Genomic DNA, 23,040 nt, shown 5'->3' with positions numbered 1-23,040 from the left:
AGCTCAGACCTAGCGCGTTGCAAGGCCTGGCAGGCCGTTGGTCAACGCTACCGGTCCAGCTGGAACTGCAGCCGCAGGCGCGCTGTCTGTCACCGGTGCTGTCTTGGCAGCTTCTGCTGCTGCTTTCTTTGCTGCAGCAGCCTTGGCTTCAGATTCCTTCTGAGTGACCAGGGTGACACCGGTGAGTAAAGAATTCGGAACAGCGCCTTCAGCACCAGCAATCAAACCGGAGGTTGCTGCAGCTGGTTCAGGTGTTCCCAGAACAGCACCATCAGAGAGGCGAAGATACACAGGTGTGCTGTTGTTCACCATGCCCAGAGCCTCAGCGTTTGCGGCGAGGTTTTGAGGTGATGACAAGCGATCGAGATCCTGGTTCATGGTTTGGTAGCTGCGACCAAGTTCCTTGTTAGATTGCTGCATCGAAGCGATTTCATAGGCGCCCGAAGCAACCACAACTGATAAAAGAAGGTTTGAGATGATGATGCCGAAAATCACAGCAACGGTGATGATCGCATAGAAAACCTTGGGACGAGCCTTGCGCTGGGCACGGGTAGCAACAACTTGGATGCTGGGGCGCCACGAAGTGGCCTTGTTCAGTGAAGTGCGGGCCTTCAACGCGAGATTTCCCTGCACTGCAGGGGTGCTCTTCGCGCGTGAGGTGGTCGGACGAGCTGCCGACTTTGCCCCCGACTGAGGACGAACCTGCGGACGAGAAATTCGGCTTGCGTTGACGGTACTCACGCTGCCTCCTTGATTCGTTCGGCTGCACGGAGGCGAACCGGAGTTGCACGTGGGTTGCGGGTTTTTTCTTCGTCGCTGGCAAGTTCTGCGCCTCGAACGAGAAGTTTGAGTTCTGGTTTGAACTGCTCGAGTTCAATAGGAAGTCCCACTGGCGCTGAAGAGCTCGATCCTGCCTGCAAAAAGCCCTTGACGATACGGTCTTCGAGCGACTGGTATGACATCACAACGATGCGACCGCCAACGGTGAGCTTGCCCAGGGCAGCTGGAATGGCCCGTTCCAAGACGGAGAGTTCCTGGTTGACTTCAATGCGCAGTGCCTGAAACACCCGCTTTGCGGGGTGCCCGGAGTGAGAAAGCGCTGCAGGAGTGGCCACCGTCAAGATGTGAACCAGCTGAGCAGAACGGGTGATGGGTTCGACCTCACGGCTGGTGACGATGGCTTTGGCGTAACGAGCCGAAAGCTTCTCATCTCCGTATTTGTGGAAAATGGTGCGCAGTTCTTGCTCGCTGTATGTGGCAATCACATCGGCAGCGGTGATGCCCTCGGTCTGATTCATCCGCATATCCAGTGGAGCATCTTGGGCGTAGGCGAATCCGCGCTCGGCGCGGTCTAGCTGCAGTGAGGAAACACCCAAATCAAACAGGATTCCATCAACCGCAGTGATCTCCAGAGAGTCAAGTGCCTCAGCAATTCCGTCATACACGGTGTGAACGAGGTGGACGCGGTCACCAAAACGAGCCAGACGCTCCCGTGCAATTGCCAGGGCGTCTGTATCGCGATCTAAGCCAACGAGGATGAGCTCTGGAAAACGAGTGAGAAACGCTTCCGAGTGTCCGCCCATTCCTAAAGTCGCATCAACAAGCACAGCTCCAGGCTTTGAAAGTGCAGGAGCCAATAGTTCGACACAACGTTCGAGGAGAACTGGGGTGTGAATGTCGTTGAGAGCCATAACGTGTCTGGAGCCGGGCCCTAGATTGTGATCCCCATCCAGGTCAACCTGCTTCCGGGGAAGTGGAGTCAGGGTGCACAGGCTGGGAGTCACAACCAAGGGACTAGAAGAGTCCAGGAATCACCTCCTCCGTTGTGTTGGAGAAGGCTTCTTCGTGGGCAGCAAGGTAGGTGTTCCATGCCTCGGTGTCCCAAATTTCTACGCGGTTTCCGGCGCCGATAACGGTGAGGTCGCGGTCAAGCCCTGCGTACTGGCGAAGGTTGGCCGGAAGTGTGATGCGGTTTTGGCTGTCGGGTGTTTCTGAGCTGGCGCCAGAGAGAAATACACGGAGGAAGTCACGAGCTGACTTGCTGGTGACCGGTGCCTGGCGGATCTTTTCGTGCAAGTCAGAGAACTCTGCAGCGCTGAAGACGTAGAGGCAGTTCTCTTGACCGCGGGTGACCACGATGCCTTCGGCCAATTCGTTGCGGAATTTCGCGGGCAGGATGACGCGTCCCTTGTCATCGAGCTTGGGTGTGTGAGTTCCGAGGAACATCTGCGTCACCCCCTTTCACAACCGGCCTTGTTGGTGATTTCTCCACTTTACTCCACTTTCAACCACAAATGTTAAAAATTACCCACATTTTTCGGTCGGCGTGTCAATATATCCGCTAATTTACAAGGTTTAAGTCAGTGGAGGGAAATGGAGCAATTTGGATTAAACCGGAGCGGTCGAAGCGCACAAAAAAACCGCCCCGAAAGGCGGTTGAGTGTGAAGAGATTTAGGTGCTAGAGACGGCCACCATCGCGCTCATCCCAGCGCTGTTCCATGCGCTGCATGAAAGAACTACCGGACGATCGTGGCTTTTTGACGGAATTGGCCACTGGTTCACCTGGCTTCGACGCGACAAGAACCCCAACAAACATGAGAACAAACCCGGCAATTCCCACCACAATCATGTGAGTCATCACACCGGCAAGAAGACCACCGAGACCAATAAGAGCGATGACCACCCCGAGCACAATGGCGCGGTAGTTGGGACGAGGCATACCCACAAAAGCGGTTGAGGTTACATCCGCATCACGGCCGTAGAGATTACGTTCCATCTCATCAAGAAGACGTTGTTCATGCTCGGACAGTGGCATGTCGTTCCTCCTGATTCATTCACGTGGTGTGTGCGGTGTCGAATTTCCAGTGTACCCGCGCTGGCCTAGATAGGCTAGGCGCATGCGTGACCAAGATACATGGGTTCAACGAGTTAATACTCGTCTGGATCAGTTCATTACTGACCGTGAATCTATTGTGAGGGACGTCTCCCCCGACTTGGAACCATTTATCAACTTTTCACGGCAGTTTCTCAGCGGTGGTAAGCGCTTTCGTGCGCGCTGTGCACTGCTGGGATACGGCACCCAACACGAAACAACACCCGATCACGTCATCGACATTGCCAGTGCGCTCGAAATCTTCCACGCCGCTGCTTTGGTCCATGACGACATCATGGACAAGTCAGACACTCGACGCGGAGCACCCTCAGCGCACCGTCGATTCGAAAAGCTTCACCGTGAATCCGGATGGGCTGGCACCAGCGAAGACTTTGGAACCTCTTCAGCACTGCTGTTTGGTGATTTACTGCTTGCTTTCAGTGATGAACTGTTCTCCAATGGCATCGCAGCTGAAGGAAACCGCACTGCGGTTCGGGCGTCACGCATCGAGTTTGACAGGATGCGAATCGATGTCACCGCCGGTCAATACCTCGACATCGTCGAAGAGCGTGCGTGGCCCGTCATTGACAAACTTGATGCCTTGACACGTGCTCAGCGAGTTGTTGTCTACAAGTCAGCAAAATACTCCATTGAGGCACCGCTGGTTATTGGCGCCGCTTTGGGTGGTGCAAATTCACACCAGCTGGAATCACTGAGAGCTATTGGATTACCCCTGGGGATTGCTTTCCAACTTCGCGATGATCTACTCGGTGTTTTTGGAGACCCCGAGGTAACGGGCAAACCTGCAGGTGATGACCTGCGCGAGGGAAAACGAACTGTACTGATCGCTTTGGCACAGCAAGAACTGCCAGCCACCGCAATTCGTTTGATGGATGAGCTTCTCGGAGATCCAGACCTGGACGAAGCACAAATTGGAATGCTGCAGGCAACTCTGACCAACACCGGCGCCGTTGAAAGTCTTGAGCAGGTCATCGACGAGCAGGTGGTTCTTGCGCAGAAAGCCATTGCCTCAGCAGGTTTCACAGAATTAGCGACTGCCGGACTGACCCAGTTAGCAGCACTGGTTTCCCAGCGCGCTTCATAGCAATCTAGAGAAGGGCCTGTGCCACTCGGCGCACTTCAGCCTTGCGGCCGGCTTTGAGTGCATCAACTGGGGAAGCCTTGAGGCTTTCTTCTTCCGTGATAAACCATTCCACGAGTTCATCCCCGTCGAACCCGACATCACGAAGCAAGACGATGGTGCCTTGGAGTGCGTGTAGTGGCTCGCCATCTTGAATGAAGTCTGCAGGAACTTTCAGCACTCCATCAACGCGAGCAGCGGCGAGGAAGTTATCTTCAATCAAGCGCCTGACCTGACTTTGAGACATTCCTAGAACGTCCATGAGGTCAGGGATTGTCAACCACTGGGTTTGAGGGTTCTTTGCATTAGCCACGAGATAAGCGTGCCACAGCTGAGAGGTGAGCGCGAACAGGGTGACATTTAGCGACACGCCGATTTCACTCCACGTTAACCTTCAAGCTGAGGTAGAGACTGGGCCAATCTTTTAATGGGGAGAGGAGTGTGCAGATGACTGGTCGAAGCTATCGATCCAACCACGAAGCACTCACTTCGTCGACCCCTCTCAAGCCTCGCAAAATCAAGAAGATTGCCTCCATTCCGGTAGCCCTTGCAGCGGTTACCAGCATGATTTTCACTGCGCAATCTGCTTCTGCAGATCAGCTCCCTAAAGTTGACAAGCTACCGAAGGCAAAAGCCGAGAACTCCCCCATTCTCAATGCCGCAACAAACACCACAGGCGCGATTCTTCGTGCTGACAAGTACACCGTTGTTGCCGGCGACACATTGCGCAGTATCGCTCAACTTCACGGAATTTCTTCCGCAGAACTTCTTGCTGCAAACGGTCTGAGCTGGAAAACCATGATGTTTGCCGGTCAGCAGTTGAACATCCCTGCCTCGACCAATGGAACAGAATCTGCGGAAGTAGGCGAAAGTATCACCCGCCACAACGTGGCCTCAGGTGAGACTCTGAAAGCCATCGCACGCAGCTATGGAGTTCTGCCTCGAGCAATAATGACGGCCAACGGCCTCGACCGCTCAAGCCGCCTGGTTGTCGGTCAACGCCTCGTCATTCCTGACGCTGGCCTGATGAGTAGCATGCCAGCGGTTGCCAGCGCATAAAACACCGGTGTTTCTCAGCGTTTTGCCCACTCCTGCTACATAGACTCGAATTGTGACTACTGCCGCCGAAGACCCCATGATCGGTCGTCTTATCGACGGCAGATACCAGGTCAAGTCACGCATTGCTCGTGGTGGCATGGCGACCGTCTACTTGGCAACGGATTTACGTCTCGAACGACGTGTTGCGGTCAAGATCATGCACGGCCACCTCGCCGATGACAGCGCATTCAAAGCCCGCTTTGTGCAAGAGGCGCGCTCAGCAGCTCGTCTGGCACACCCCAACGTGGTGAACGTATTCGATCAGGGTCAAGACTCTGACATGGCTTATCTCGTCATGGAATACCTCCCAGGAATCACTCTTCGAGATCTCCTCAAGGACTACGGCAAGCTCACCCCTGAGCAGACCGTCGACATCATGGATGCTGTCCTGCAAGGTCTTGCAGCAGCCCACGAGTCAGGCATTGTTCACCGCGATCTCAAGCCAGAAAATGTTCTCCTTGCCGATGACGGTCGCATCAAACTGGGTGACTTCGGACTCGCACGTGCCACCACAGCAAACACTGCCTCCGGACAGGCACTCCTGGGCACTATTGCCTACCTCTCCCCTGAGCTACTGACCCGAGGGGTTGCTGACGCCCGAAGTGACATCTATGCCATTGGCATCATGATGTATGAAATGCTCACTGGTGAGCAGCCCTTCAAGGGCGAACAGCCCATGGCCGTGGCATATCAACATGCCAATGACAAGGTCCCTGCACCCTCGGCATCAAACCCAGCTATCCCTGTAGAACTGGATGAAATTGTGGAGTGGGCAACCACTCGCTCCCCCGAGGGCCGTCCAGAAAACGCAGGAATTCTGCTCGACAAACTTCTGCAGGCAGAGAAAGTTATTCGCACTGGTTCCAGTTATCAAGATCTCTCAACCCAGCAGACCATGGTCATGCCGGCGGGTATGCTTCTGGGCTCAGACGACGAAACCAAGGCCTACAACACTGGTGCACTGGGCGGACTGAATCGCAAGTCTGCGATTGAGAACCCTGTCGCCGCGTTGAAAGAAATCTCCTCAACCAGACGCAGTCGCGGATTCTGGATTTTTGGCATCACGATTGTGTTGGCAGTGTTGGGTGCAACTGCAGGCTGGTTCTTCAGTTCTGGTCCTGGTTCACTGGTCACCATTCCCGCAACAGCTGGAATGGCACCTGCTGATGCACAGAAGATAGTTGAAAAAGAAGGCTTTGCTACCAAACTCGTTGAAACGAACGATGCCACTGTTGCAGTGGGCAAGGTCATTGACACTGACCCCAAGGGTGGCAGCTCTGCAACCCGTGGTGCCACCATCAAGATTCTGGTCTCCTTAGGCCCGAAGATTGTGGACACTCCAGCATTCGCAGGAATGGACGAAGCAGCTGCGAAGAAGAAAGCCCAAGAATTGGGCTTCAAACTCAAAGACCCCGCTCAGCAGTTCTCTGCTGATGTAGCAAAGGGCAAAATCATCAGTGCCCTTGACGGCGCTGGCGCTCCGCTACCCGCTAAATACCCTGTTGGCGGCGAGGTTCAGCTCGTTGTTTCACTGGGTGCTATTCCGCCAGTTGAAGGCCTCACGGTTGCTGATGCAACCAAGGCACTAACTGATGCAGGTCTTGTTGTGGGCTCCACATCTGAAGAATTCAATGACACCGTAGCTAAGGGTTCGGTCATCTCCCTGTCGCTGCCAGAAGGCCCCGCAACTAAGGGAACCAACGTCACTCTTGTCGTGTCCAAGGGACCAGACCTGGTTGAGGTTCCGAACGTCTCAACGACAGGAATGGACTTCAACGAAGCGATAGCTAAGTTGCAAGCAGCAGGTTTCACCTATTCAACAGACGTTGACTCTGCACTGTTCTCCAAGCGCACCGTCAAGACACAGAACCCAGCACCTGGCACCTTGGCCAAGCGTGGTTCGAACGTCTTTATTTCGTTCTAAAGCGAATCGAATTAGCCAACAGGCTTGGTGGCGATGCTCACGATCTTGGGCGCGCGAACAATAACGTTCACAATCTCGCGACCTTCGAGAGCGCGGACAACGCCAGCTAGTTCGCGAGCCTGAGCTTCCAAATCTGCTTCAGCAATATCGGGAGAGACGTCCAGGCGATCACGAACCTTGCCATCGACCTGCACCACACAGGTGACAGAGTCCTGAACCAAGAGTGCAGGATCAGCTGTGGGCCATACTGCGTGCGCAACGGCAGGCTTGTGGCCCAGCGCTTCCCACATATCTTCTGCGGTGTAGGGAGCATAGAGATCCAGCATCATGGCGATGGTTTCGGCTGATTCACGAACGGCAGGATCTGCGGCACCAACACCAGAGTCAATAGCTTTACGAGTCACGTTCACGTGTTCCATCAGGCGTGCCACCAGTACATTGAACTTGAAACTTTCAACAAGTCCAGGTGCTTCGGCAAGCAGGTGGTGCGTTGCCTTACGCAGTGCCTTATCGCCTGTGCTGGCATCAACACCAGGTTCGCTGGTGACGTCCTGTGCGATGCGCCAAGCACGGGCCAAGAATCGGTTACTGGCCGCTGGGGAAACATCTGCCCAGTCAATATCATCCTCAGGAGGTCCTGCGAAAGCCATGGTCAAGCGAACGGCATCAACACCGTGCTCTTCGAGCTGTTCAGAAAGCTTGACAATGTTTCCCTTGGACTTGCTCATTGCTGAGCCTTCCATGAGCACCATGCCCTGGTTGAGCAGGTTGGTAAAAGGTTCTTCAAAGTCGATGAAGCCCAGGTCAAAGAGAACTTTGGTGATGAAACGGGCATAGAGCAGGTGCAAGATGGCATGGGTCACACCACCGACATACTGATCAACCGGTGCCCACTTCTTAGCCTCTGCGGGGTCAAATGCTTGAGTGTCATCATGGGGCGAAAGGAAGCGCAAGAAATACCATGAGCTGTCCACGAAGGTGTCCATAGTGTCGGGGTCGCGACGTGCTGGAGTGCCATCAATTGGGTTGGGAACATTTACCCAGTCCTCGGCAGCACCGAGAGGAGATGAGCCCTTGGGCTGAAGGTTGAGACCTTCAGTTGGTGGCAACACAACTGGAAGCTGGTCTTCAGGTACTGGAATCTCAGTGCCATCTTCTGCGTGAATGATGGGGATAGGTGTCCCCCAGTAACGCTGGCGAGAAATGAGCCAGTCACGCAGTCGGAAGTTCTTTGCTGCCTTACCGGTGCCACGCTCAGTGAGGATCTCGATGGCCTTGGCAATCGCATCCTTCTTGGTCAGACCATCCAACTCACCTGAGTTGATGAGCTTGCCTTCGCCACCGGTGGCAATGCCGGTGACAGCAGGGTTGTTCTCGATGACATTGCCGTCCTCATCGCGTGACGCAGGAACATCCACCACGATTTTGATGGGCAAGTCATAGGCTCTGGCAAAGTCGAGGTCGCGCTGGTCGTGAGCAGGAACAGCCATCACTGCTCCGTGACCGTAGTCAGCTAGCACGTAGTCTGCGGCCCATATGGGTAGACGCTCGCCATTGACCGGGTTGATGGCGTAGCGACCGAGGAACACACCCGTCTTGGGGCGATCAGTTGCCTGGCGCTCAATTTCTGTCGCTTTTTGAACCTCAGTGAGGTAGTCAGCGAAGGCAGCCTGAATATCCTCTGAAGCTCCTGCTGCAAGCTCGGAAGCGAGGTCAGCATCTGGTGCAACAACCATGAATGTTGCACCGTGAAGAGTGTCTGGGCGGGTGGTGAACACCGTGACTGGCTGCTCACGGCCCTCAATAACGAAGTCCACATCAGCACCAATTGAGCGGCCAATCCAGTTGCGCTGCATGGTGAGAACCTTGGCAGGCCATTGTCCTTCAAGAGTGTCAAGGTCATCGAGTAGACGGTCTGCGTAGTCCGTGATGCGGAAGTACCACTGGGTCAGTTTTTTCTTGACCACAATTGCACCGGAACGCTCTGAGGTGCCATCAGGCAATACCTGCTCGTTCGCCAGAACTGTCTGGTCTACGGGGTCCCAGTTGACCCAGCTGTCTTTGCGGTAAGCAAGACCCTTTTTATACATCTGCAGGAACAGCCACTGGTTCCACTTGTAATACTCAGGGTCAGACGTGTGGATAACTCGTGACCAGTCAAAACTGGTGGCATAACGACGCATGGAACGCTTCTGCTGATCAATGTTGTCGTAGGTCCAGGTGACCGGGTTTAAGCCGCGCTTAATCGCTGCATTTTCTGCGGGCAGACCGAATGAGTCCCACCCGATGGGGTGCAATACGTTGTGGTCGCGGTGACGCCAATAACGGGCAATGACATCGCCGAGAGCATATGCCTCAGCGTGGCCCATGTGTAGGTCACCGGAGGGGTAGGGGAACATGTCCAACACATACTTGCGTGGGCGCTCATCTGCAGGGTCGTCAGAGCGGAATGGCTCAATTTCGTCCCAAATAGGAAGCCATTTTTCTTGTATTTCCGCGAAGTTATAGGTCGCGCCCTCGTTCTCAGACATCCTTCTAAGAATACTCGGTTGTCGAGACTCCTAATGCGCGTAGCAGAGGCGAAACCTTGATCCAGGTTTCTTCCAGTTCTGATTGTGGATCGGAACCACTCGTGATCCCTCCACCGGTACCTATAGAGGCTCCAGAAGGCGTGAGGACGATACTTCTGATGACCATGGCAAGATTCGCAGCGCCATCAATACCGAGGTAGCCAAAAGCGCCTGAATAAATTCCTCGAGGGCCTTCCTCAAGCTGATGAAGAATCGTCATGGCACTGATTTTGGGAGCACCTGTCATGGAGCCTGCTGGGAAGCAAGCCTCAAGCGCATCAACGGCAGTGAGACCTGGTGCCAGCTCGGCTGAAACGGTCGAAACAAGTTGGTGGACGTGCTCGTAGGTTTCCACCTCAAGCAGGGAATCAACCCTGACTGTTCCTAGTTGTGCAACCTTCCCCACGTCATTGCGCATCAGGTCAACGATCATGAGGTTTTCGGCACGTTCCTTCTCACTTGCCAGCAGTTCTGCAGCGAGCGCAGAGTCCGCTTCGACATTCGCTCCCCGCTTACGTGTGCCCTTGATCGGTTTCGTCGTGAGATGACCTTGCGCATCAACTCGTAAGAACACCTCTGGACTACTGGACAGCAAGGCAAGGTCTTCACTCACCAGTAACCCACCATGATGACTGGGGTTTTCTTCACGAAGCCTGAGGTAGACCTCCAGAGGATCGAAATCCCCTGCCACACGCACCTCGTTGGTCAAGCACAGCTGATAGGCATCCCCTGCTGTGATGGCATCAAGGCAGGCAGACACTAAGTTTTTGTAGTGTTCAGGCCCGTGTCGCCAACTTACCGCAGTTGGTTCAAGCAGTCGCGGCTGCTGGGCAACGACATGCTCCGTGCGATCACATGCCAACAGAAGCTCATCTCGCTTGCTTGCAAGCTCTTCTGCCGTTCCAAGCAGAATCAGGTCTAGGGTGTGGAACTCATGGTCAAACTCAAGAGCCCAATCCACGTAAACGAATACTGCATCTGGAGTTGTCGACGCAGCGGTTGGAATCCCGGCCGTGTGGGCGGCGAGTTCATAGCCGAGCCAACCGACCCAGCCCAGAGCAAATCCATCTTCACGGACCTCTGATGTATCCACTGTGGAGTCGTGTTCCAATGCAGCGCGAAGATTCTCAAAAATGGTGACATCCCCAGCTTCTACATCTTCTGAGAGGATCTCGTCAGTTGGAATACTGATGTAGGACAGACCAGAGGTTGCCTGGGGGCCTGCATCGAGCCATATTGCTCTCGGTTGATTGTGTGAGAGAACAGCAAAAACGGATGCGGGATCCACCCACTGGGGCATCCTAACGCGCTGTACTTGCCTGGTCACCGTACTAGCCTAGGGCTGTGGGTGTCTTACGTTTTCGCTGGAACGGTAGCGAGTTGGTTGACATCACTGGCGCGCCTGAAATCCCCCTCTATGTTGCCGATTCTTTCCTCCTCAGTGCGGGAAAGGTCGTTGGGTACCAACGCCATCTCGATCGCTTTGCTTCTTCTGCACGTTTTCAGGGCTTAGTCCAACCAGTGGATTCTTTCCTGAGTGCGGTCACATCGGCACTACCGCGCACGGGTGTTCACTTTCCTCGCATCGATCTCACCGAGCGCGGCGAGCTAGAGCTCCACATCCGCCCGGCACCTCCGCTGACAAACACTGTGGTGCTTGCAACCGCCGACTCTGACCCTCGCGTGGAACCGACAATCAAGGGACCCGATATTCCAGCCTTGAACCTTCTGCGTTCAGAAGCCCAGAAACTAGGAGCTGACGAAGCCGTCATTCTCGATGGCCTGGGCCGTATCGTCGATGGTTCTACAACCTGCCTGTTGTGGCGTGATGAGGAAAGATTACATATCCCTCCTGTCGAAGCGTTACGAGTGGATAGCACCACAATTGCTGCAGCTCGAGAACTAGCCCTCAAGGGTGGTCTCAGCATCTGTGAATCCTGGGCAACACCAGCTGAACTTAACGGAGTCGAACTCTATGTCCTCAATGCATTACACGGCATTCGTGCCGTCACGAACTGGATTGATGGCCCACAACTTTCTTTCAGCCCAGAGCGGTTGACTCATTGGCGAGAACAATATGACCTGCTGGCCGAAGCTCTTCCAGGGAACTAAATGAACGAGATCATCAACGACATCCTCGCGGCAGTAGCCTCGGTTGACCCCGTCACACGGACCCTGCTGGCATCGCTGTTCATCATGTTGGAAACATCCTTCCTGGTCGGTCTCGTGATTCCCGGAGACACAGTTGTACTGATCTCTAGTACTGCGATTACCAACCTTCAGGAATACATCTTCATGGTGGTGATGGTGATCGTGGGATCACTTACCGGTGAAACTATCGGATTCTTCGTTGGCAAATACTTTGGCCCCAAGATCCGAACCAGTTGGTTAGGTCGCAAGCTCGGTCCACACCGCTGGGAACAAGCTGAGAACTACATTGATCGCCGAGGCGGAATTGCGGTGTTCCTGAGTCGATTCCTTCCCATCTTGCACTCGCTCATCCCGCTGACCGTGGGCATGACCAAGATGAAATACCGCACCTTTATTGCGTGGACTTCTGCCGCTTGTGTGATTTGGACGTTCGTTTATGTGACCCTGGCTGCAGTGTTGAAAGACCAATACGAGGCATTTGCCGCCAAGTATGACTGGGCAGGATTCCTGTTTCTGGGAATCGTGGTTGCCTTTGTCATTGCCGTCTCACTCATCAAGAAGCGTGTTGAGAAGACTCAAGAGAAGTACATGGAAGAACCTGGTGATCACGACCCAGGAACCGTCGAAAACCCTCTGGGTTCCTAAACTCTGACAAACTTATCCAGTGAGTAAGAGCAAGCCTTCGAGCGCTGCGGAGCTGACCCAAGATGTCATGCACCGCGCTGCGCGCATTGAAGACCGCTTTCATGCTTGGCGCGAGAAGCGTGCACGCAAGCGCGGCTATGCCGTCACTGTCGTTCCCTACCCTGGCTATGGCTCCACCGAATGGGTTCGTGTTCTTTCGCGTGTTCTGCTCACCCGCAATCCACGGCCCGGTTCACGTGCAGCGCGCAAGATCCAAAAGCGCTCCGAGAGCGTGCGCGGGTGGCGCTCCTTCACCGCTGTTCCCGTCAACGATGTCACCGTCACCATCACGATTGAAGGCATCACCACTGTCGTGAAAGCAGACCGTGGTGGTGTTGTGGATGTACAAATCCCCATCGCTCTCACACCTGGTAAACACACCGTTCACATTCAAGCAGAGGGATCCGAGATGGCTGAATCAGCCATTCAGGTCATCTCCCCTGATGTGCATGTTGGTTTGGTATCCGATGTAGATGACACCGTCATGGTGACCGCGCTGCCTCGTCCATTCCTTGCTGCATGGAACTCATTCGTGCTCGATGAGCATGCCCGCGTTCCAACACCCGGCATGGCTGTCTTGCTTTCACGTATTGCCGCAATTCACCATGGCATGCCTGTGATTTATCTCTCCACCGGCGCCTGGAACGTTGCACCCACCTTGCGTCGCTTCTTGGGGCGCAACCTCTACCCCAAGGGAACTCTGTTGCTCACCGATTGGGGTCCCACCCACGATCGCATGTTCCGTTCAGGCCGAGCACACAAGGAAACCCAGCTTCGCCGGTTAGCTAAGGAGTTCCCGCAAATCAAGTGGATTCTCGTGGGAGATGATGGACAGCACGACGAATCCATCTACGCAGAATTTGAAAAAGAACACCCACACAACGTTAAGGCTGTGGCTATTCGCCAACTTTCTAATGGTGAGGCAGTGCTTGCCGGTGGACGTAAGAAGGCTGAAGAACACACACAGGCTGGTGACGCCCCCTGGGTTTATGCTCCTGACGGTGCAGGGCTTGCAGCTCAACTCTCTGACTACAAAATTTTGTAGCTAAGCCGAGATAAATTCCTCGAATTGAGGCAGGTCTGCCTTTTTGACTCGAACATGGAGTCTGGTTCCAGTCTCTTCATACTCGGTTGAATCAACCACAGCTTTGTCGTGGAGGGATGCGACTACATCCCCACGCTCATAAGGAACAAGAAGGCTTAACGGAATATCCGGAGTAGGAATACGCTCAGCGATGACCTTGAGAACCTCATCAATACCTTCACCTGTGCGAGCAGAGGCAAAGAGAGCCGAAGTCTCCAAACCGCGCAGTAACAATCTGGTGTTGTCATCGATCAAATCACTCTTGTTGAAGACAATCTGCTCTGGGATATCTGAAGCATGTGCTTCACCAATAACGTCACGCACTGTGCGAATCTGCGAGGCTGGGTCAGGGTGAGATGCATCCACAACGTGAATGATGAGATCAGCATCAGCAACCTCTTCGATGGTTGAACGGAACGCTTCCACCAACTGGTGGGGAAGGTTGCGAACAAAGCCCACGGTGTCGACCAGAGTGTAATTGCGGCCGTCTTCAGTCTGAGCCTGTCGAACTGTGGCATCAAGAGTCGCAAACAATGCGTTTTCAACCAACACACCTGCTCGAGTAATGCGGTTGAGCAATGAAGATTTACCGGCGTTGGTATAGCCCGCAATTGCGACAGAAGGAATCGCATTGCGCTTACGGTTTGCTCGCTTGGTATCACGTGCCGGCTTCATCGCCTCAATTTGCTTGCGCAACTTGGCCATGCGGGTATTAATTCGACGTCGGTCAAGTTCGATTTTGGTTTCACCAGGTCCGCGAGAACCCATACCTGCCCCAGCACTACCAACCTGGCCACCAGCTTGGCGTGACATAGACTCACCCCATCCACGTAAGCGGGGAAGCATGTATTGCATCTGGGCAAGCTCGACTTGAGCTTTACCTTCACGGCTCTTGGCGTGCTGGCTGAAGATATCCAAAATCACGGCGGTCCGGTCAATGACCTTGACCTTGACCTCATCCTCCAACGCACGTCGTTGTGACGGTGCCAGCTCTGTATCTGCAACCACAGTGTCCGCACCTAGGGATGCAACCAGGTCACGCAGTTCTTGTGTTTTACCCCGCCCCAAATAGGTCGCAGGATCAGGCATGGGTCGCAACTGGATTACACCATCGAGGACCTGAGCACCCGCCGTTTCACACAAAGCGGCCAACTCTCGCAGAGAGTTTTCGCCATCTTCAATCTGCCCCTTGGGATAGACACCGATCAGGACGACATTTTCTAATCGAACCTGTCGATATTCAACCTCGGTGACGTCCTCGAGTTCGGTGGACAGTCCTTGCACACGGCGCAGAGAAATACGGTCTGCAAGATCTTGCTGCTCACCATCAAAGTTCTGGTCGTGTTCAACCTCACTCGAGTCACTGAGCGCTTGTGCTCGACCGGAAGAAAATACCGACACTCGGGCTCGCTCAGATTGTTGCCCAGCACGGGCAAGCACGCGGTCAACGATGTCGTCAGAGGACTCAGTAGTCATTTGTTCAAAGATATCGCCCTTGACTGGGAAACTTCTTCGCACTGCAGTTGTAATCTGAAGCTATGTCCGATACCCAGCCACGATGTCCTCACTGTGGTGCAGGACTCGTGCCGATTGTCTACGGCTTTCCTGCACCAGATGCCTTTGAACAAGTTGCGCGAGGAGAAATCGTGTTGGGCGGGTGCATGATGTATCCGGGAGCTCCCGATGATGGCTGCCCTACCAAAGGCTGTTCTGGCCCCTCCGTTGAGGGTTTACTGAGCTCGAGCTAAACTACAAGAACGGTCTGCGTCACCACGCAGACCTTTTCTATGAGGAGTCATCGTGTCTGAGACCGCCCCTAAAGCTTCATCGTCCAAGCTTCCGTGGATCATCGTGAGCGCACTAGCTGCTGTGATTGTGATTGCACTGATTACTTTCGTCGTCGCAGCGAATTCTGCACCCAAGCCAGACCCCACAAACTCGGGTATTCCTACGGTGACCCCCACACCTCACCCCACCGCGACACCTACCAAGACTCCCACTCCAACGGTAACTCCCACTGCGACACCGACACCCACAAAGACAGCTAGCCCCACACCGAGCCCCACCGTGGTTCCTGTGACCGCATGGGCTGATAAGACCTACGGCACATTCACCCCCGTGAGCCGCTCAAACCAGACCGGCACCAAAGTTGTTGACTTCGGCAACAACATCACCGCAGGTGTGGTCAAGATTGACACCACAAACTTGAACGATGCTGATTTTCTCGTTGAAGTCTTGGCAACTGATAACTCCACCGTTATTGACACCATTGTCACCAGCGCAGGTACCTACAGTGGAACCGTAGCTTTTGGTCTTGCCGGTTATGGCGACCAAACAGCTGGCGCCCTCAAGATCACCACGGCTAACGATGTGACCTGGTCTGTCCTGATTTCACCGGTTTCATCTGCAACTCCAGGACCTCTCTCTACTCAAAGTTCCACTGGTGGCGACATGGTTTACCTCTACGCCGGTGGCGCAGCAACCCTGCACGCACAAACCTTTGTGCCAGATCAGGGAATCGTTGTAACGGAGTTCTTCGGCCCTAAAACCGCTGCTCAAACGCTCGTCAACTCACCCAGCATGGTCGATCAGCGCGGACCAATTACTGCCGGACCAGCTGTGGTCACCATCAAGGCAGATGGCTCCTGGAACGTCACTGTTGGCTAAGAACTATCTATGACCGAGAAGAACACCGAGCATTACTTCTCGGCACAACCCACTGGTGATTTCACCACAAAAGTGATTGCCGTGCGCCTTGCACACGGCGACCACAGTGTGGAGACCGCTGGCAGTATTTTTAGCCCTGATCACATTGATGCTGGAACTGAACAACTGCTCTATAGCGTGCCCACTCCCCCCGAGACAGGTAATTTCCTCGACCTGGGTTGTGGTTGGGGGCCCATGGCGCTGACCTTGGCGTTGGAAGCCCCCGACGCGAATGTGTATGCCGTTGATGTCAATGAGCGTGCACTCGAGCTCACCCGTCGCAACGCCAAACGTTTAGGCCTAGAAAACATCACCGTAGGAAAACCAGACACCTTTAATTCTTCGCTGAGCTTTGATCTGATCTGGTCAAACCCACCCATTCGTGTAGGCAAAGCTGAGCTCCACGACATTATGACGACCTGGCTCCCCCGGCTCACTATGGGTGGTGAGGCATATCTCGTCGTGGCCAAGCATCTCGGTGCTGATTCATTTGAAAAGTGGTTGGGCACCGAATTTGCTTCAACTCACATCGTTACGCGTGAAGACACCCGCAAGGGATTTCGCATCATTAAGGTTGTGCGGTCTCACTGAGGCAGTGAAGGAAGCTCCAAGTTCACAGTTGCGCCAAGAATTGCGCACCGGGCAGAAATTCCCACTCCTGAGGCAATAAATCCTGCAACATCGGGCTGATTGCCATCAACAACTGACTGGGCGTTCTTTTTCAATTCAGTGAGAGCTTCAGTCAGTTGTTTATCTGTTGCAGTTGACAGCACAGAATCTAACTGTGTGGGGATAGAAATGAACGCCGAAGGAAGTCCTGCAATATCTCCAGAACTCAAAGCAGTGTTGAGTGTTTTCCACGTTTCACCCACGGATTCACACGCAGTTGTGTTGGCGCTTTGGTCTGCGGGGTTAAAACTAGGGATTTGATCGCAACCGGCGAGCGCCAAGGTTGCAACAAGTGCTCCTGAAAGGCTCAGGATGGCCCGGTGAGAGGTTTTCATGCCGTGAATTACACCAGTTCTACTGTTCCGGTGTATACGAGCTCTGCGGGCCCAGAAAGTGCGACATGCTCTCCCTCTTCTGTGGGGAACATGCGAACAGCAAGGGTTCCGCCAGGAACATCAACACGCCAGTTGTGGGGTGCTCCTTCGCCCGCCCAGTGGCGTGTGGCCAACGCAGCTGCAACAACTCCGGTTCCACAGGAGAGTGTTTCTCCTGAACCACGCTCATGTACACGCATGCGAATGTGGCCAACACCATCTTTGACCAGAGGATCCCGAGGCACAACAAGTTCCACGTTGGCACCCTCAGGCGCAACAGGCTCTAGTCGAGGTGCCTTGCTCAGGTCTGCTGCATCCAGTTCTTCATCATCTGCAAACGCAGCAATGACGTGCGGGTTTCCCACATTGATTCCCACACCAGGGCGAGCAACAGGAACACCGGCAACCTTCACTACAGGTTCCCCGCCCTCAAAGCTCCAACGTCCCATATCAACTTGGAACTGGGTTCCTTGCGCGGTGAGGTCTCTCACCCCAGCACGCGTGCCAATGGCTAGAGTTTCACCGCGGTTAATGGAAGCTAAACCAGTTTCCAGCAAGTACTTGGCATACACGCGAATACCGTTGCCACACATTTCACTCAGTGATCCGTCGGAGTTGTAATAGTCCATGAACCACTCGGCAGCGGAGTCTTCTTCAAGCGCAACAACCCCTGCAGGATCGCTCACAATCTGACCTGGTTCGTGCTTGCGGTTGAGCTTGCTGCTCTTAACCGCACGGATAACCCCATCGGCACCGATTCCAAAGTGGCGATCACACAGTGCCACTATTTGGCTGGGAGTCAGTGGCATCTCCCCTTCGGGGTCGCTATAGAGCACGAAATCATTACCGGTTCCGTGTCCTTTGGTGAAGTGCAGCGAGATTGCCATGTCTCCAGCTTAAAGGTTCAGCCTGGAGATAACCTCTGCAACATTGTTGCTCTCACCTGCTGGCAACCATTCCAGATCGGCATAACGCTTGAACCAGCTCACCTGACGACGGGCATAACGCCGTGTGATTGACTGAGTTTCCGCTATCGCGTCTGCTTGAGTGATCTCCCCCGCAAGTTGAGCTAGTGCCTGCGCATAGCCAATAGCGCGACGTGCTGTCACTCCCTGCTCTATTCCTCGCGGAATGAGTTCTTCAACCTCGGCAAGAAGACCACTTTCCCACATCTTCTCAACGCGACGATCTAGTCGCTCCACCAGAACATCACGTTCCTCGGCTAAGCCAATAATGACGGTTGGCCTCCAATAGACAGGCTCTTCAGGAAGTGTGCCCAGGGCCTGGGTACTGCCAGTAACCTCAAGGACCTCAAGGGCTCGAACAATACGCCTGGAATTCTTTTGATCAATGCGTTTGGCGGCTTCGGGGGCTTTTTGCTGCAGCCTGGCAAACATGACACCAGGACCACGCTCTTCCAGCTCCAGCTCTAGTCGTGCACGAACAACATCGTCATGTCCTGGGAAATCAAAATCGAAAAGGACACTGCTGACATAGAGACCCGAACCACCAACTAGTACGGCAAGGTTGCCGCGCGCATTGATCTCTGAAATCACATTCCGAGCTTGTTGTTGATAATCAGCGACCGCGGCCTCATCCGTGACCTGCAACACATCAAACATGTGGTGAGCAATTCCTCGGCGTTCAGCAACGGAAAGTTTTGCTGTGCCAATATCCATGCCTGTATAGAGCTGCATCGCATCGGCGTTAACTATTTCAACACCGTGGCCTTGAGCAATCAGTGCCTGGGCAATATCGAGGGAAAGCTCAGATTTTCCCGTGCCCGTTGCCCCCACAATCGCCAAGATTTGGGTTCGCTCGTTCACGCTAACGTTGCCCGTCTTCGAGGTCATAAATGGGCGTGGTGGACACACGCAACGTAGGCATCCCTAAACCCACTACAGGGATAGAGGTTGATCCGAGGTTCTTTGCCCCACCCGTTGAAGGAACGCCGCAGCTCTCTGCCTGTTCACGGTCCCAGGCATCTCCTGCAATTGTTCTACGAACTTTCAGTGGCGCCCCGGTTGGGTCATCTGCAAGGAGGTGGAATGGTGCTGCTTCTGTGATGGTGACGGTGACAATATCTCCAGGGCGAGGAATCTCACTTCCGGGAGTTACTTCGAAGTGCACGAGGCGTGAGTCCTCAGCACGGCCGCTCATACGTTCGGTAGCGCTGTCTTTACGGCCTTCACCGTTAGCAACAAGAACATGTACTTCCCGGCCAATCTGAGCCTTATTCTCTTGCCACGCAATGTCATTTTGAAGAGCCAGCAGCCGTTCATAGCGTTCTTGAACGACCCGTTTAGGGATTTGATTCTCCATCTGGGCAGCTGGGGTGCCAGGACGCTTGGAGTACTGGAACGTAAATGCTGTAGCAAAGCGTGCTTCACGCACTACCCGCAGGGTTTCTTCAAAGTCTTCATCTGTTTCACCGGGGAATCCCACGATGATGTCGGTGCTAATGGCAGCGTGAGGCATTGCTTCGCGAACGCGTTGCAAAATTCCTAAAAACTTTTCACTTCGATAGCTGCGACGCATGGCTTTGAGTATCGAGTCAGATCCTGACTGCAAGGGCATGTGTAGTTGGGGCATCACATTTGGTGTTTCTGCCATCGCCTGAATCACATCATCGGTGAAAGCAGCAGGGTGCGGTGAAGTAAAGCGCACACGTTCAAGACCTTCGATCTCCCCACACGCACGAAGGAGCTTGGCAAACGCCCCCTTGTCACCAAATTCAACACCATAAGTGTTCACATTTTGACCCAGCAGGGTTACTTCAATAGCGCCCTGGTCAACAAGTGCCTTCACTTCGTTGAGGACCTCACCTGGTCGGCGGTCACGCTCTTTACCGCGCAGGCTGGGCACGATGCAGAATGTGCAGGTGTTGTTACACCCCACCGAAATAGATACCCACCCGGAATAGGTGGAGTCTCTCTTGGTAGGCAGCGTGGAGGGGAAGGTTTCGAGGGACTCGAGGATTTCTAGCTCTGCCTTGTGATTGTGTCGCGAACGTTCAAGCAGCCCAGGTAAGGAACCCATGTTGTGGGTACCAAAAACAACATCAACCCATGGTGCTTTCTTCAGCACTAGCGCTTGGTCTTTTTGCGCCAGACATCCGCCCACAGCAATCTGCATGCCGGAGTGCTTTTCTTTCACGCGGGCAAGGTGTCCCAGGTTTCCGTAGAGCTTGTTATCTGCATTTTCGCGAACTGCACAGGTATTAATAACCACAACGTCTGGCTGGGCAGAACTTGCCGAACGTTTGAGGTCAGGATCTGCTTCTGCATCAGATGCAAATTCAAACTTCACATAACCGGCGGCTTCCATGGCCCCTGCTAAACGCTCACTGTCGTGAACATTCATTTGGCAACCGAATGTGCGCACTTCATAGGTGCGCACACGACCACTGTCATCCACTGCAGCGTCAGAAACAGTGATGATGGTGGGAGCTTCACTGGGGCTGGTCATAACCCCTTAAGTTTACGGCGGTCAGAGGGCCGATTATTTCGGCGCGTTAGGACCCATGTAGTGTGCCCACAGTCCTGCTAATGCCCACATCACGCCGACATATCCTGCGGCATAACTAGCAAACATCCACGGTGTTGCAGAATTTGACGGCAAAACCGCAGAAACAACGCCCAGGACAACACACAACATCGCACACACAATGACCGCGACTGTGTTGATCTTTTTCGCTTTGAGCCGTGCAGCCATCTGCTTCTGAGTCAGTGGCTTGGCTGGCTTTTCTTCGGGTGCTGGTTCAGTCTCAAACATATTCAGTGCACTACTTTCTGCGGCGATAGCCCCATGTGATGTACACAATGACAACAAGTAATGCCGCAGCGATGGCGTAGGGGCTGTTCAGGAAGTCATTGAGCACGCACTCAGCCTAATTCCTAGTTGCGAGTGCCTGCCTGCACGCCTCGCGGACGGTGCTCCCTGAATATCCACGTCGGCTGAGAAAACCGACAAGTCTGCGTTCTGCAGTTTCTTGATCAAGCTTGCTGAATTGGCGCACTCGCTGCAAAGCAAGCTCTGTCGCTTTCGCTAATTCATCATCGTCATCAATGAGCTCAAGTGCTGCATCAATGGCATGGTGTGAGATGCCTCGTTGACGAAGTTCACGAGAAATCACACTTTTGCTTTTCCCTTTTCGATCACTGAGTCGAGAAGTCAGTTCTCTGGCAAGTCGTTCGTCATTGAGATAGTTCAATCTTTCAAACTTTGCCACCAAATCGGCAGCATCACCCTCGGCAGCATCTTTCGAGCGCAGCCAGCTCATCACCTCATGAATTGACATGTCCCGAGTGTTCAGCTTGCGAAGCAATGCTTGTTCCATGGAATCAATATCTAATGCAGAGACAGACTCGGTTTCTTCTGGAATTTCTTCAACCTCGGTGAACATAACCGAACTGAGTTTGTGCACTCCGGCGAGATCCTTGGAAGCATCCCCTGCTGCCTCGCCTGATATTTCAGGCGAGGCAGAGTTAGGAGTGCCTTCTGGATCAACCCAGGGTAAGAATGTGACGTTTGTCACGAGGCTCAAGCGCCCTTACGAACCTCTTCAACCGCTTCGAAGTCAGGCTCGACTTCAGCAGCAGTTGCTGCAGCTTCAATCGAGACAGCTTCTGCCGCGGCAGCACCAACACCAAGCTTGGAGAGGATCTTCTGCTCAATTTCCAGTGCAACTGCGGGGTTCTGGATAAGGAAGTTACGTGAGTTCTCTTTACCCTGACCCAGCTGATCTGCTTCGTAGGTGTACCACGCACCAGACTTCTTCACGATTCCATGATCAACACCAAAGTCGATCAGGCTTCCTTCGCGAGAAATACCCGTTCCGTACAGAATGTCGAATTCTGCCTGCTTGAAGGGTGGTGCCATCTTGTTCTTGACGACCTTGACACGGGTGCGGTTACCAACTGCGTCAGTACCGTCCTTGAGGGTCTCGATGCGGCGGATATCCAGGCGTACTGAGGCGTAGAACTTCAGCGCCTTACCGCCGGCAGTAGTTTCAGGGCTTCCGAAGAATACGCCGATCTTTTCACGCAACTGGTTGATGAAAATCATGGTGGTGTTGGTGGAGTTCAGACCACCGGTGAGCTTGCGCAGTGCCTGAGACATCAAACGTGCCTGGAGACCCACGTGGGAGTCACCCATTTCGCCTTCGATTTCTGCGCGCGGTACCAATGCTGCAACAGAGTCGATCACAATCAAATCAATTGAACCGGAACGCACGAGCATGTCTGCGATTTCGAGAGCTTGTTCACCAGTGTCTGGCTGAGAAACCAGCAGCGAATCAATGTCAACGCCCAGCTTCTTGGCGTATTCGGGGTCAAGTGCGTGCTCTGCATCGATGAAGGCAGCGATGCCACCCTGCTTTTGAACGTTTGCAATGGCGTGCAGAGTCAGTGTGGTCTTACCTGAAGACTCGGGTCCGTAGATTTCAACAATGCGGCCACGTGGGAGTCCGCCAATACCGAGGGCAACATCCAGGGCGATGGAGCCGGTTGGAATCACCTCGACGGGAGCGCGCTCATCGCTTCCCAGACGCATAACGGAACCCTTACCGAATTGGCGGTCGATCTGGGCTAGTGCTGTTTCTAGTGCTTTTTCGCGGTCTGCGGCGGATGCCATGGCCGTCTCCTTTACTTATCGAGGGTGATTCGCCTATCGGCTGTCGTGCTACTCCTCCGCTACCGGCCGGCCTGTGAGGGCGGGACGGGCGCTGCGGAGCGCTTACGACAAGGCGCATGCTCCTTGTGTGGA

The 23,040-nt window shown here is 54.0% G+C and carries 24 protein-coding genes; 9 read left to right on the top strand and 15 right to left on the bottom strand.

Annotated elements, in window-relative coordinates; genetic code table 11:
- Positions 1–9 precede the first annotated feature (9 nt).
- From M2120_RS00850 to M2120_RS00835, 4 genes are all read right to left on the bottom strand, one after another.
- The gene (locus M2120_RS00850) at positions 10–741 is read right to left on the bottom strand and encodes a hypothetical protein (RefSeq protein WP_280796847.1); all 732 of its coding nucleotides are present in this window, start codon (positions 739–741) and stop codon (positions 10–12) included.
- On the bottom strand, positions 738–1,691 hold the full coding sequence (gene rsmH, locus M2120_RS00845) for a 16S rRNA (cytosine(1402)-N(4))-methyltransferase RsmH (protein WP_280796846.1): 954 nt from the start codon (positions 1,689–1,691) through the stop codon (positions 738–740). Before rsmH ends, M2120_RS00850 begins: the two co-directional genes overlap by 4 nt.
- Positions 1,692–1,794: 103 nt before the next feature.
- On the bottom strand, positions 1,795–2,226 hold the full coding sequence (gene mraZ, locus M2120_RS00840) for a division/cell wall cluster transcriptional repressor MraZ (protein ID WP_280798135.1): 432 nt from the start codon (positions 2,224–2,226) through the stop codon (positions 1,795–1,797).
- Between the two features lie 233 nt (positions 2,227–2,459).
- Positions 2,460–2,816, bottom strand: coding sequence for a DUF3040 domain-containing protein (locus M2120_RS00835; protein ID WP_280796845.1), 357 nt, complete (start codon positions 2,814–2,816; stop codon positions 2,460–2,462).
- A gap of 82 nt (positions 2,817–2,898) precedes the next feature.
- On the opposite strand from M2120_RS00835, the gene M2120_RS00830 reads away from it, so the two are divergent.
- The gene (locus M2120_RS00830) at positions 2,899–3,978 is read left to right on the top strand and encodes a polyprenyl synthetase family protein (protein ID WP_280796844.1); all 1,080 of its coding nucleotides are present in this window, start codon (positions 2,899–2,901) and stop codon (positions 3,976–3,978) included.
- 4 nt (positions 3,979–3,982) lie between these two features.
- Here the strand turns inward: M2120_RS00830 and M2120_RS00825 are convergent, their stop codons facing one another.
- The gene (locus M2120_RS00825; RefSeq protein ID WP_348519943.1) at positions 3,983–4,327 is read right to left on the bottom strand and encodes an Rv2175c family DNA-binding protein; all 345 of its coding nucleotides are present in this window, start codon (positions 4,325–4,327) and stop codon (positions 3,983–3,985) included.
- Positions 4,328–4,461: 134 nt separating this feature from the next.
- Here M2120_RS00825 and M2120_RS00820 point away from each other — a divergent pair, with 134 nt between their 5' ends.
- Together M2120_RS00820 and pknB are read left to right on the top strand one after the other, a co-directional pair.
- Entirely contained in the window at positions 4,462–5,073 is a 612-nt protein-coding gene (locus M2120_RS00820) for a LysM peptidoglycan-binding domain-containing protein (protein ID WP_280796843.1), read from the top strand.
- Positions 5,074–5,149: 76 nt separating this feature from the next.
- Positions 5,150–7,036 carry a Stk1 family PASTA domain-containing Ser/Thr kinase gene (pknB, locus tag M2120_RS00815; protein WP_432418543.1) on the top strand — a complete coding sequence of 629 codons (1,887 nt, stop codon included), beginning with the start codon at positions 5,150–5,152 and terminating at the stop codon, positions 7,034–7,036.
- Positions 7,037–7,047: 11 nt separating this feature from the next.
- On the opposite strand, the gene leuS is transcribed toward pknB, so the two are convergent.
- Positions 7,048–9,567 (bottom strand): leucine--tRNA ligase, encoded by a 2,520-nt coding sequence (leuS, locus tag M2120_RS00810; RefSeq protein ID WP_280796841.1) that lies wholly within the window; start codon positions 9,565–9,567, stop codon positions 7,048–7,050.
- A 4-nt stretch (positions 9,568–9,571) separates the two neighbouring features.
- A complete protein-coding gene (gene pabB / locus M2120_RS00805; protein WP_280796840.1) occupies positions 9,572–10,933 on the bottom strand; it encodes an aminodeoxychorismate synthase component I in 1,362 nt (453 codons plus the stop codon).
- Positions 10,934–10,950: 17 nt separating this feature from the next.
- Between pabB and M2120_RS00800 the strand changes: the two genes are divergently transcribed.
- From M2120_RS00800 to M2120_RS00790, 3 genes are all read left to right on the top strand, one after another.
- Complete coding sequence (locus M2120_RS00800; RefSeq protein ID WP_280796839.1) at positions 10,951–11,718, top strand: aminotransferase class IV; 768 nt, start codon at positions 10,951–10,953, stop codon at positions 11,716–11,718.
- Entirely contained in the window at positions 11,719–12,402 is a 684-nt protein-coding gene (locus M2120_RS00795) for a DedA family protein (RefSeq protein WP_280796838.1), read from the top strand.
- Positions 12,403–12,469: 67 nt separating this feature from the next.
- Positions 12,470–13,486, top strand: coding sequence for an App1 family protein (locus tag M2120_RS00790; protein WP_280798133.1), 1,017 nt, complete (start codon positions 12,470–12,472; stop codon positions 13,484–13,486).
- On the opposite strand, the gene hflX is transcribed toward M2120_RS00790, so the two are convergent.
- Positions 13,487–15,001: a GTPase HflX gene (gene hflX, locus M2120_RS00785; protein ID WP_280796837.1), complete on the bottom strand. Its 1,515-nt coding sequence runs from the start codon at positions 14,999–15,001 to the stop codon at positions 13,487–13,489.
- Between the two features lie 62 nt (positions 15,002–15,063).
- Between hflX and M2120_RS00780 the strand changes: the two genes are divergently transcribed.
- The 3 genes from M2120_RS00780 to M2120_RS00770 are packed head-to-tail and all read left to right on the top strand — an operon-like array spanning position 15,064 to position 16,822.
- Entirely contained in the window at positions 15,064–15,273 is a 210-nt protein-coding gene (locus M2120_RS00780; RefSeq protein ID WP_280796836.1) for a hypothetical protein, read from the top strand.
- Between the two features lie 52 nt (positions 15,274–15,325).
- A complete protein-coding gene (locus M2120_RS00775; protein ID WP_280796835.1) occupies positions 15,326–16,192 on the top strand; it encodes a hypothetical protein in 867 nt (288 codons plus the stop codon).
- Between the two features lie 9 nt (positions 16,193–16,201).
- Entirely contained in the window at positions 16,202–16,822 is a 621-nt protein-coding gene (locus M2120_RS00770) for a class I SAM-dependent methyltransferase (RefSeq protein WP_280796834.1), read from the top strand.
- Here the strand turns inward: M2120_RS00770 and M2120_RS00765 are convergent.
- The 7 genes from M2120_RS00765 to recA form a co-directional block, all read right to left on the bottom strand.
- On the bottom strand, positions 16,816–17,235 hold the full coding sequence (locus M2120_RS00765; protein ID WP_280796833.1) for a hypothetical protein: 420 nt from the start codon (positions 17,233–17,235) through the stop codon (positions 16,816–16,818). The genes M2120_RS00770 and M2120_RS00765 overlap by 7 nt on opposite strands.
- A gap of 8 nt (positions 17,236–17,243) precedes the next feature.
- Complete coding sequence (dapF, locus tag M2120_RS00760; protein ID WP_280796832.1) at positions 17,244–18,161, bottom strand: diaminopimelate epimerase; 918 nt, start codon at positions 18,159–18,161, stop codon at positions 17,244–17,246.
- A gap of 9 nt (positions 18,162–18,170) precedes the next feature.
- Positions 18,171–19,127 (bottom strand): tRNA (adenosine(37)-N6)-dimethylallyltransferase MiaA, encoded by a 957-nt coding sequence (gene miaA, locus M2120_RS00755; protein ID WP_432418522.1) that lies wholly within the window; start codon positions 19,125–19,127, stop codon positions 18,171–18,173.
- Positions 19,102–20,742, bottom strand: coding sequence for a tRNA (N6-isopentenyl adenosine(37)-C2)-methylthiotransferase MiaB (gene miaB / locus M2120_RS00750; RefSeq protein ID WP_280796830.1), 1,641 nt, complete (start codon positions 20,740–20,742; stop codon positions 19,102–19,104). The genes miaA and miaB overlap by 26 nt, the downstream gene beginning before the upstream one ends.
- Positions 20,743–20,775: 33 nt before the next feature.
- Positions 20,776–21,048 carry a hypothetical protein gene (locus M2120_RS00745; protein ID WP_280796829.1) on the bottom strand — a complete coding sequence of 91 codons (273 nt, stop codon included), beginning with the start codon at positions 21,046–21,048 and terminating at the stop codon, positions 20,776–20,778.
- 115 nt (positions 21,049–21,163) lie between these two features.
- On the bottom strand, positions 21,164–21,811 hold the full coding sequence (locus M2120_RS00740) for a regulatory protein RecX (protein WP_280796828.1): 648 nt from the start codon (positions 21,809–21,811) through the stop codon (positions 21,164–21,166).
- Between the two features lie 5 nt (positions 21,812–21,816).
- Positions 21,817–22,908 carry a recombinase RecA gene (gene recA / locus M2120_RS00735; protein WP_280796827.1) on the bottom strand — a complete coding sequence of 364 codons (1,092 nt, stop codon included), beginning with the start codon at positions 22,906–22,908 and terminating at the stop codon, positions 21,817–21,819.
- Positions 22,909–23,040: the final 132 nt, after the last annotated feature.

The organism is Aurantimicrobium minutum (assembly GCF_029893825.1).
Taxonomy (GTDB): domain Bacteria; phylum Actinomycetota; class Actinomycetes; order Actinomycetales; family Microbacteriaceae; genus Aurantimicrobium; species Aurantimicrobium minutum_C.
This window is presented reverse-complemented; position numbering and strand designations above follow the sequence as displayed.

Excerpts from the sequence above, each read along its gene's own strand:
- rsmH (WP_280796846.1), bottom strand. The coding sequence starts at position 1,691 with ATGGCTCTCAACGACATTCACACCCCAGTTCTCCTCGAACGTTGTGTC.
- mraZ (WP_280798135.1), bottom strand. The coding sequence starts at position 2,226 with ATGTTCCTCGGAACTCACACACCCAAGCTCGATGACAAGGGACGCGTC.
- M2120_RS00835 (WP_280796845.1), bottom strand. The coding sequence starts at position 2,816 with ATGCCACTGTCCGAGCATGAACAACGTCTTCTTGATGAGATGGAACGT.
- M2120_RS00830 (WP_280796844.1), top strand. The coding sequence starts at position 2,899 with ATGCGTGACCAAGATACATGGGTTCAACGAGTTAATACTCGTCTGGAT.
- M2120_RS00820 (WP_280796843.1), top strand. The coding sequence starts at position 4,462 with ATGACTGGTCGAAGCTATCGATCCAACCACGAAGCACTCACTTCGTCG.
- pknB (WP_432418543.1), top strand. The coding sequence starts at position 5,150 with ATGATCGGTCGTCTTATCGACGGCAGATACCAGGTCAAGTCACGCATT.
- leuS (WP_280796841.1), bottom strand. The coding sequence starts at position 9,567 with ATGTCTGAGAACGAGGGCGCGACCTATAACTTCGCGGAAATACAAGAA.
- M2120_RS00795 (WP_280796838.1), top strand. The coding sequence starts at position 11,719 with ATGAACGAGATCATCAACGACATCCTCGCGGCAGTAGCCTCGGTTGAC.
- M2120_RS00790 (WP_280798133.1), top strand. The coding sequence starts at position 12,470 with ATGCACCGCGCTGCGCGCATTGAAGACCGCTTTCATGCTTGGCGCGAG.
- hflX (WP_280796837.1), bottom strand. The coding sequence starts at position 15,001 with ATGACTACTGAGTCCTCTGACGACATCGTTGACCGCGTGCTTGCCCGT.
- M2120_RS00780 (WP_280796836.1), top strand. The coding sequence starts at position 15,064 with ATGTCCGATACCCAGCCACGATGTCCTCACTGTGGTGCAGGACTCGTG.
- M2120_RS00770 (WP_280796834.1), top strand. The coding sequence starts at position 16,202 with ATGACCGAGAAGAACACCGAGCATTACTTCTCGGCACAACCCACTGGT.
- M2120_RS00765 (WP_280796833.1), bottom strand. The coding sequence starts at position 17,235 with ATGAAAACCTCTCACCGGGCCATCCTGAGCCTTTCAGGAGCACTTGTT.
- dapF (WP_280796832.1), bottom strand. The coding sequence starts at position 18,161 with ATGGCAATCTCGCTGCACTTCACCAAAGGACACGGAACCGGTAATGAT.
- miaA (WP_432418522.1), bottom strand. The coding sequence starts at position 19,127 with ATGACCTCGAAGACGGGCAACGTTAGCGTGAACGAGCGAACCCAAATC.
- miaB (WP_280796830.1), bottom strand. The coding sequence starts at position 20,742 with ATGACCAGCCCCAGTGAAGCTCCCACCATCATCACTGTTTCTGACGCT.
- M2120_RS00745 (WP_280796829.1), bottom strand. The coding sequence starts at position 21,048 with ATGTTTGAGACTGAACCAGCACCCGAAGAAAAGCCAGCCAAGCCACTG.
- recA (WP_280796827.1), bottom strand. The coding sequence starts at position 22,908 with ATGGCATCCGCCGCAGACCGCGAAAAAGCACTAGAAACAGCACTAGCC.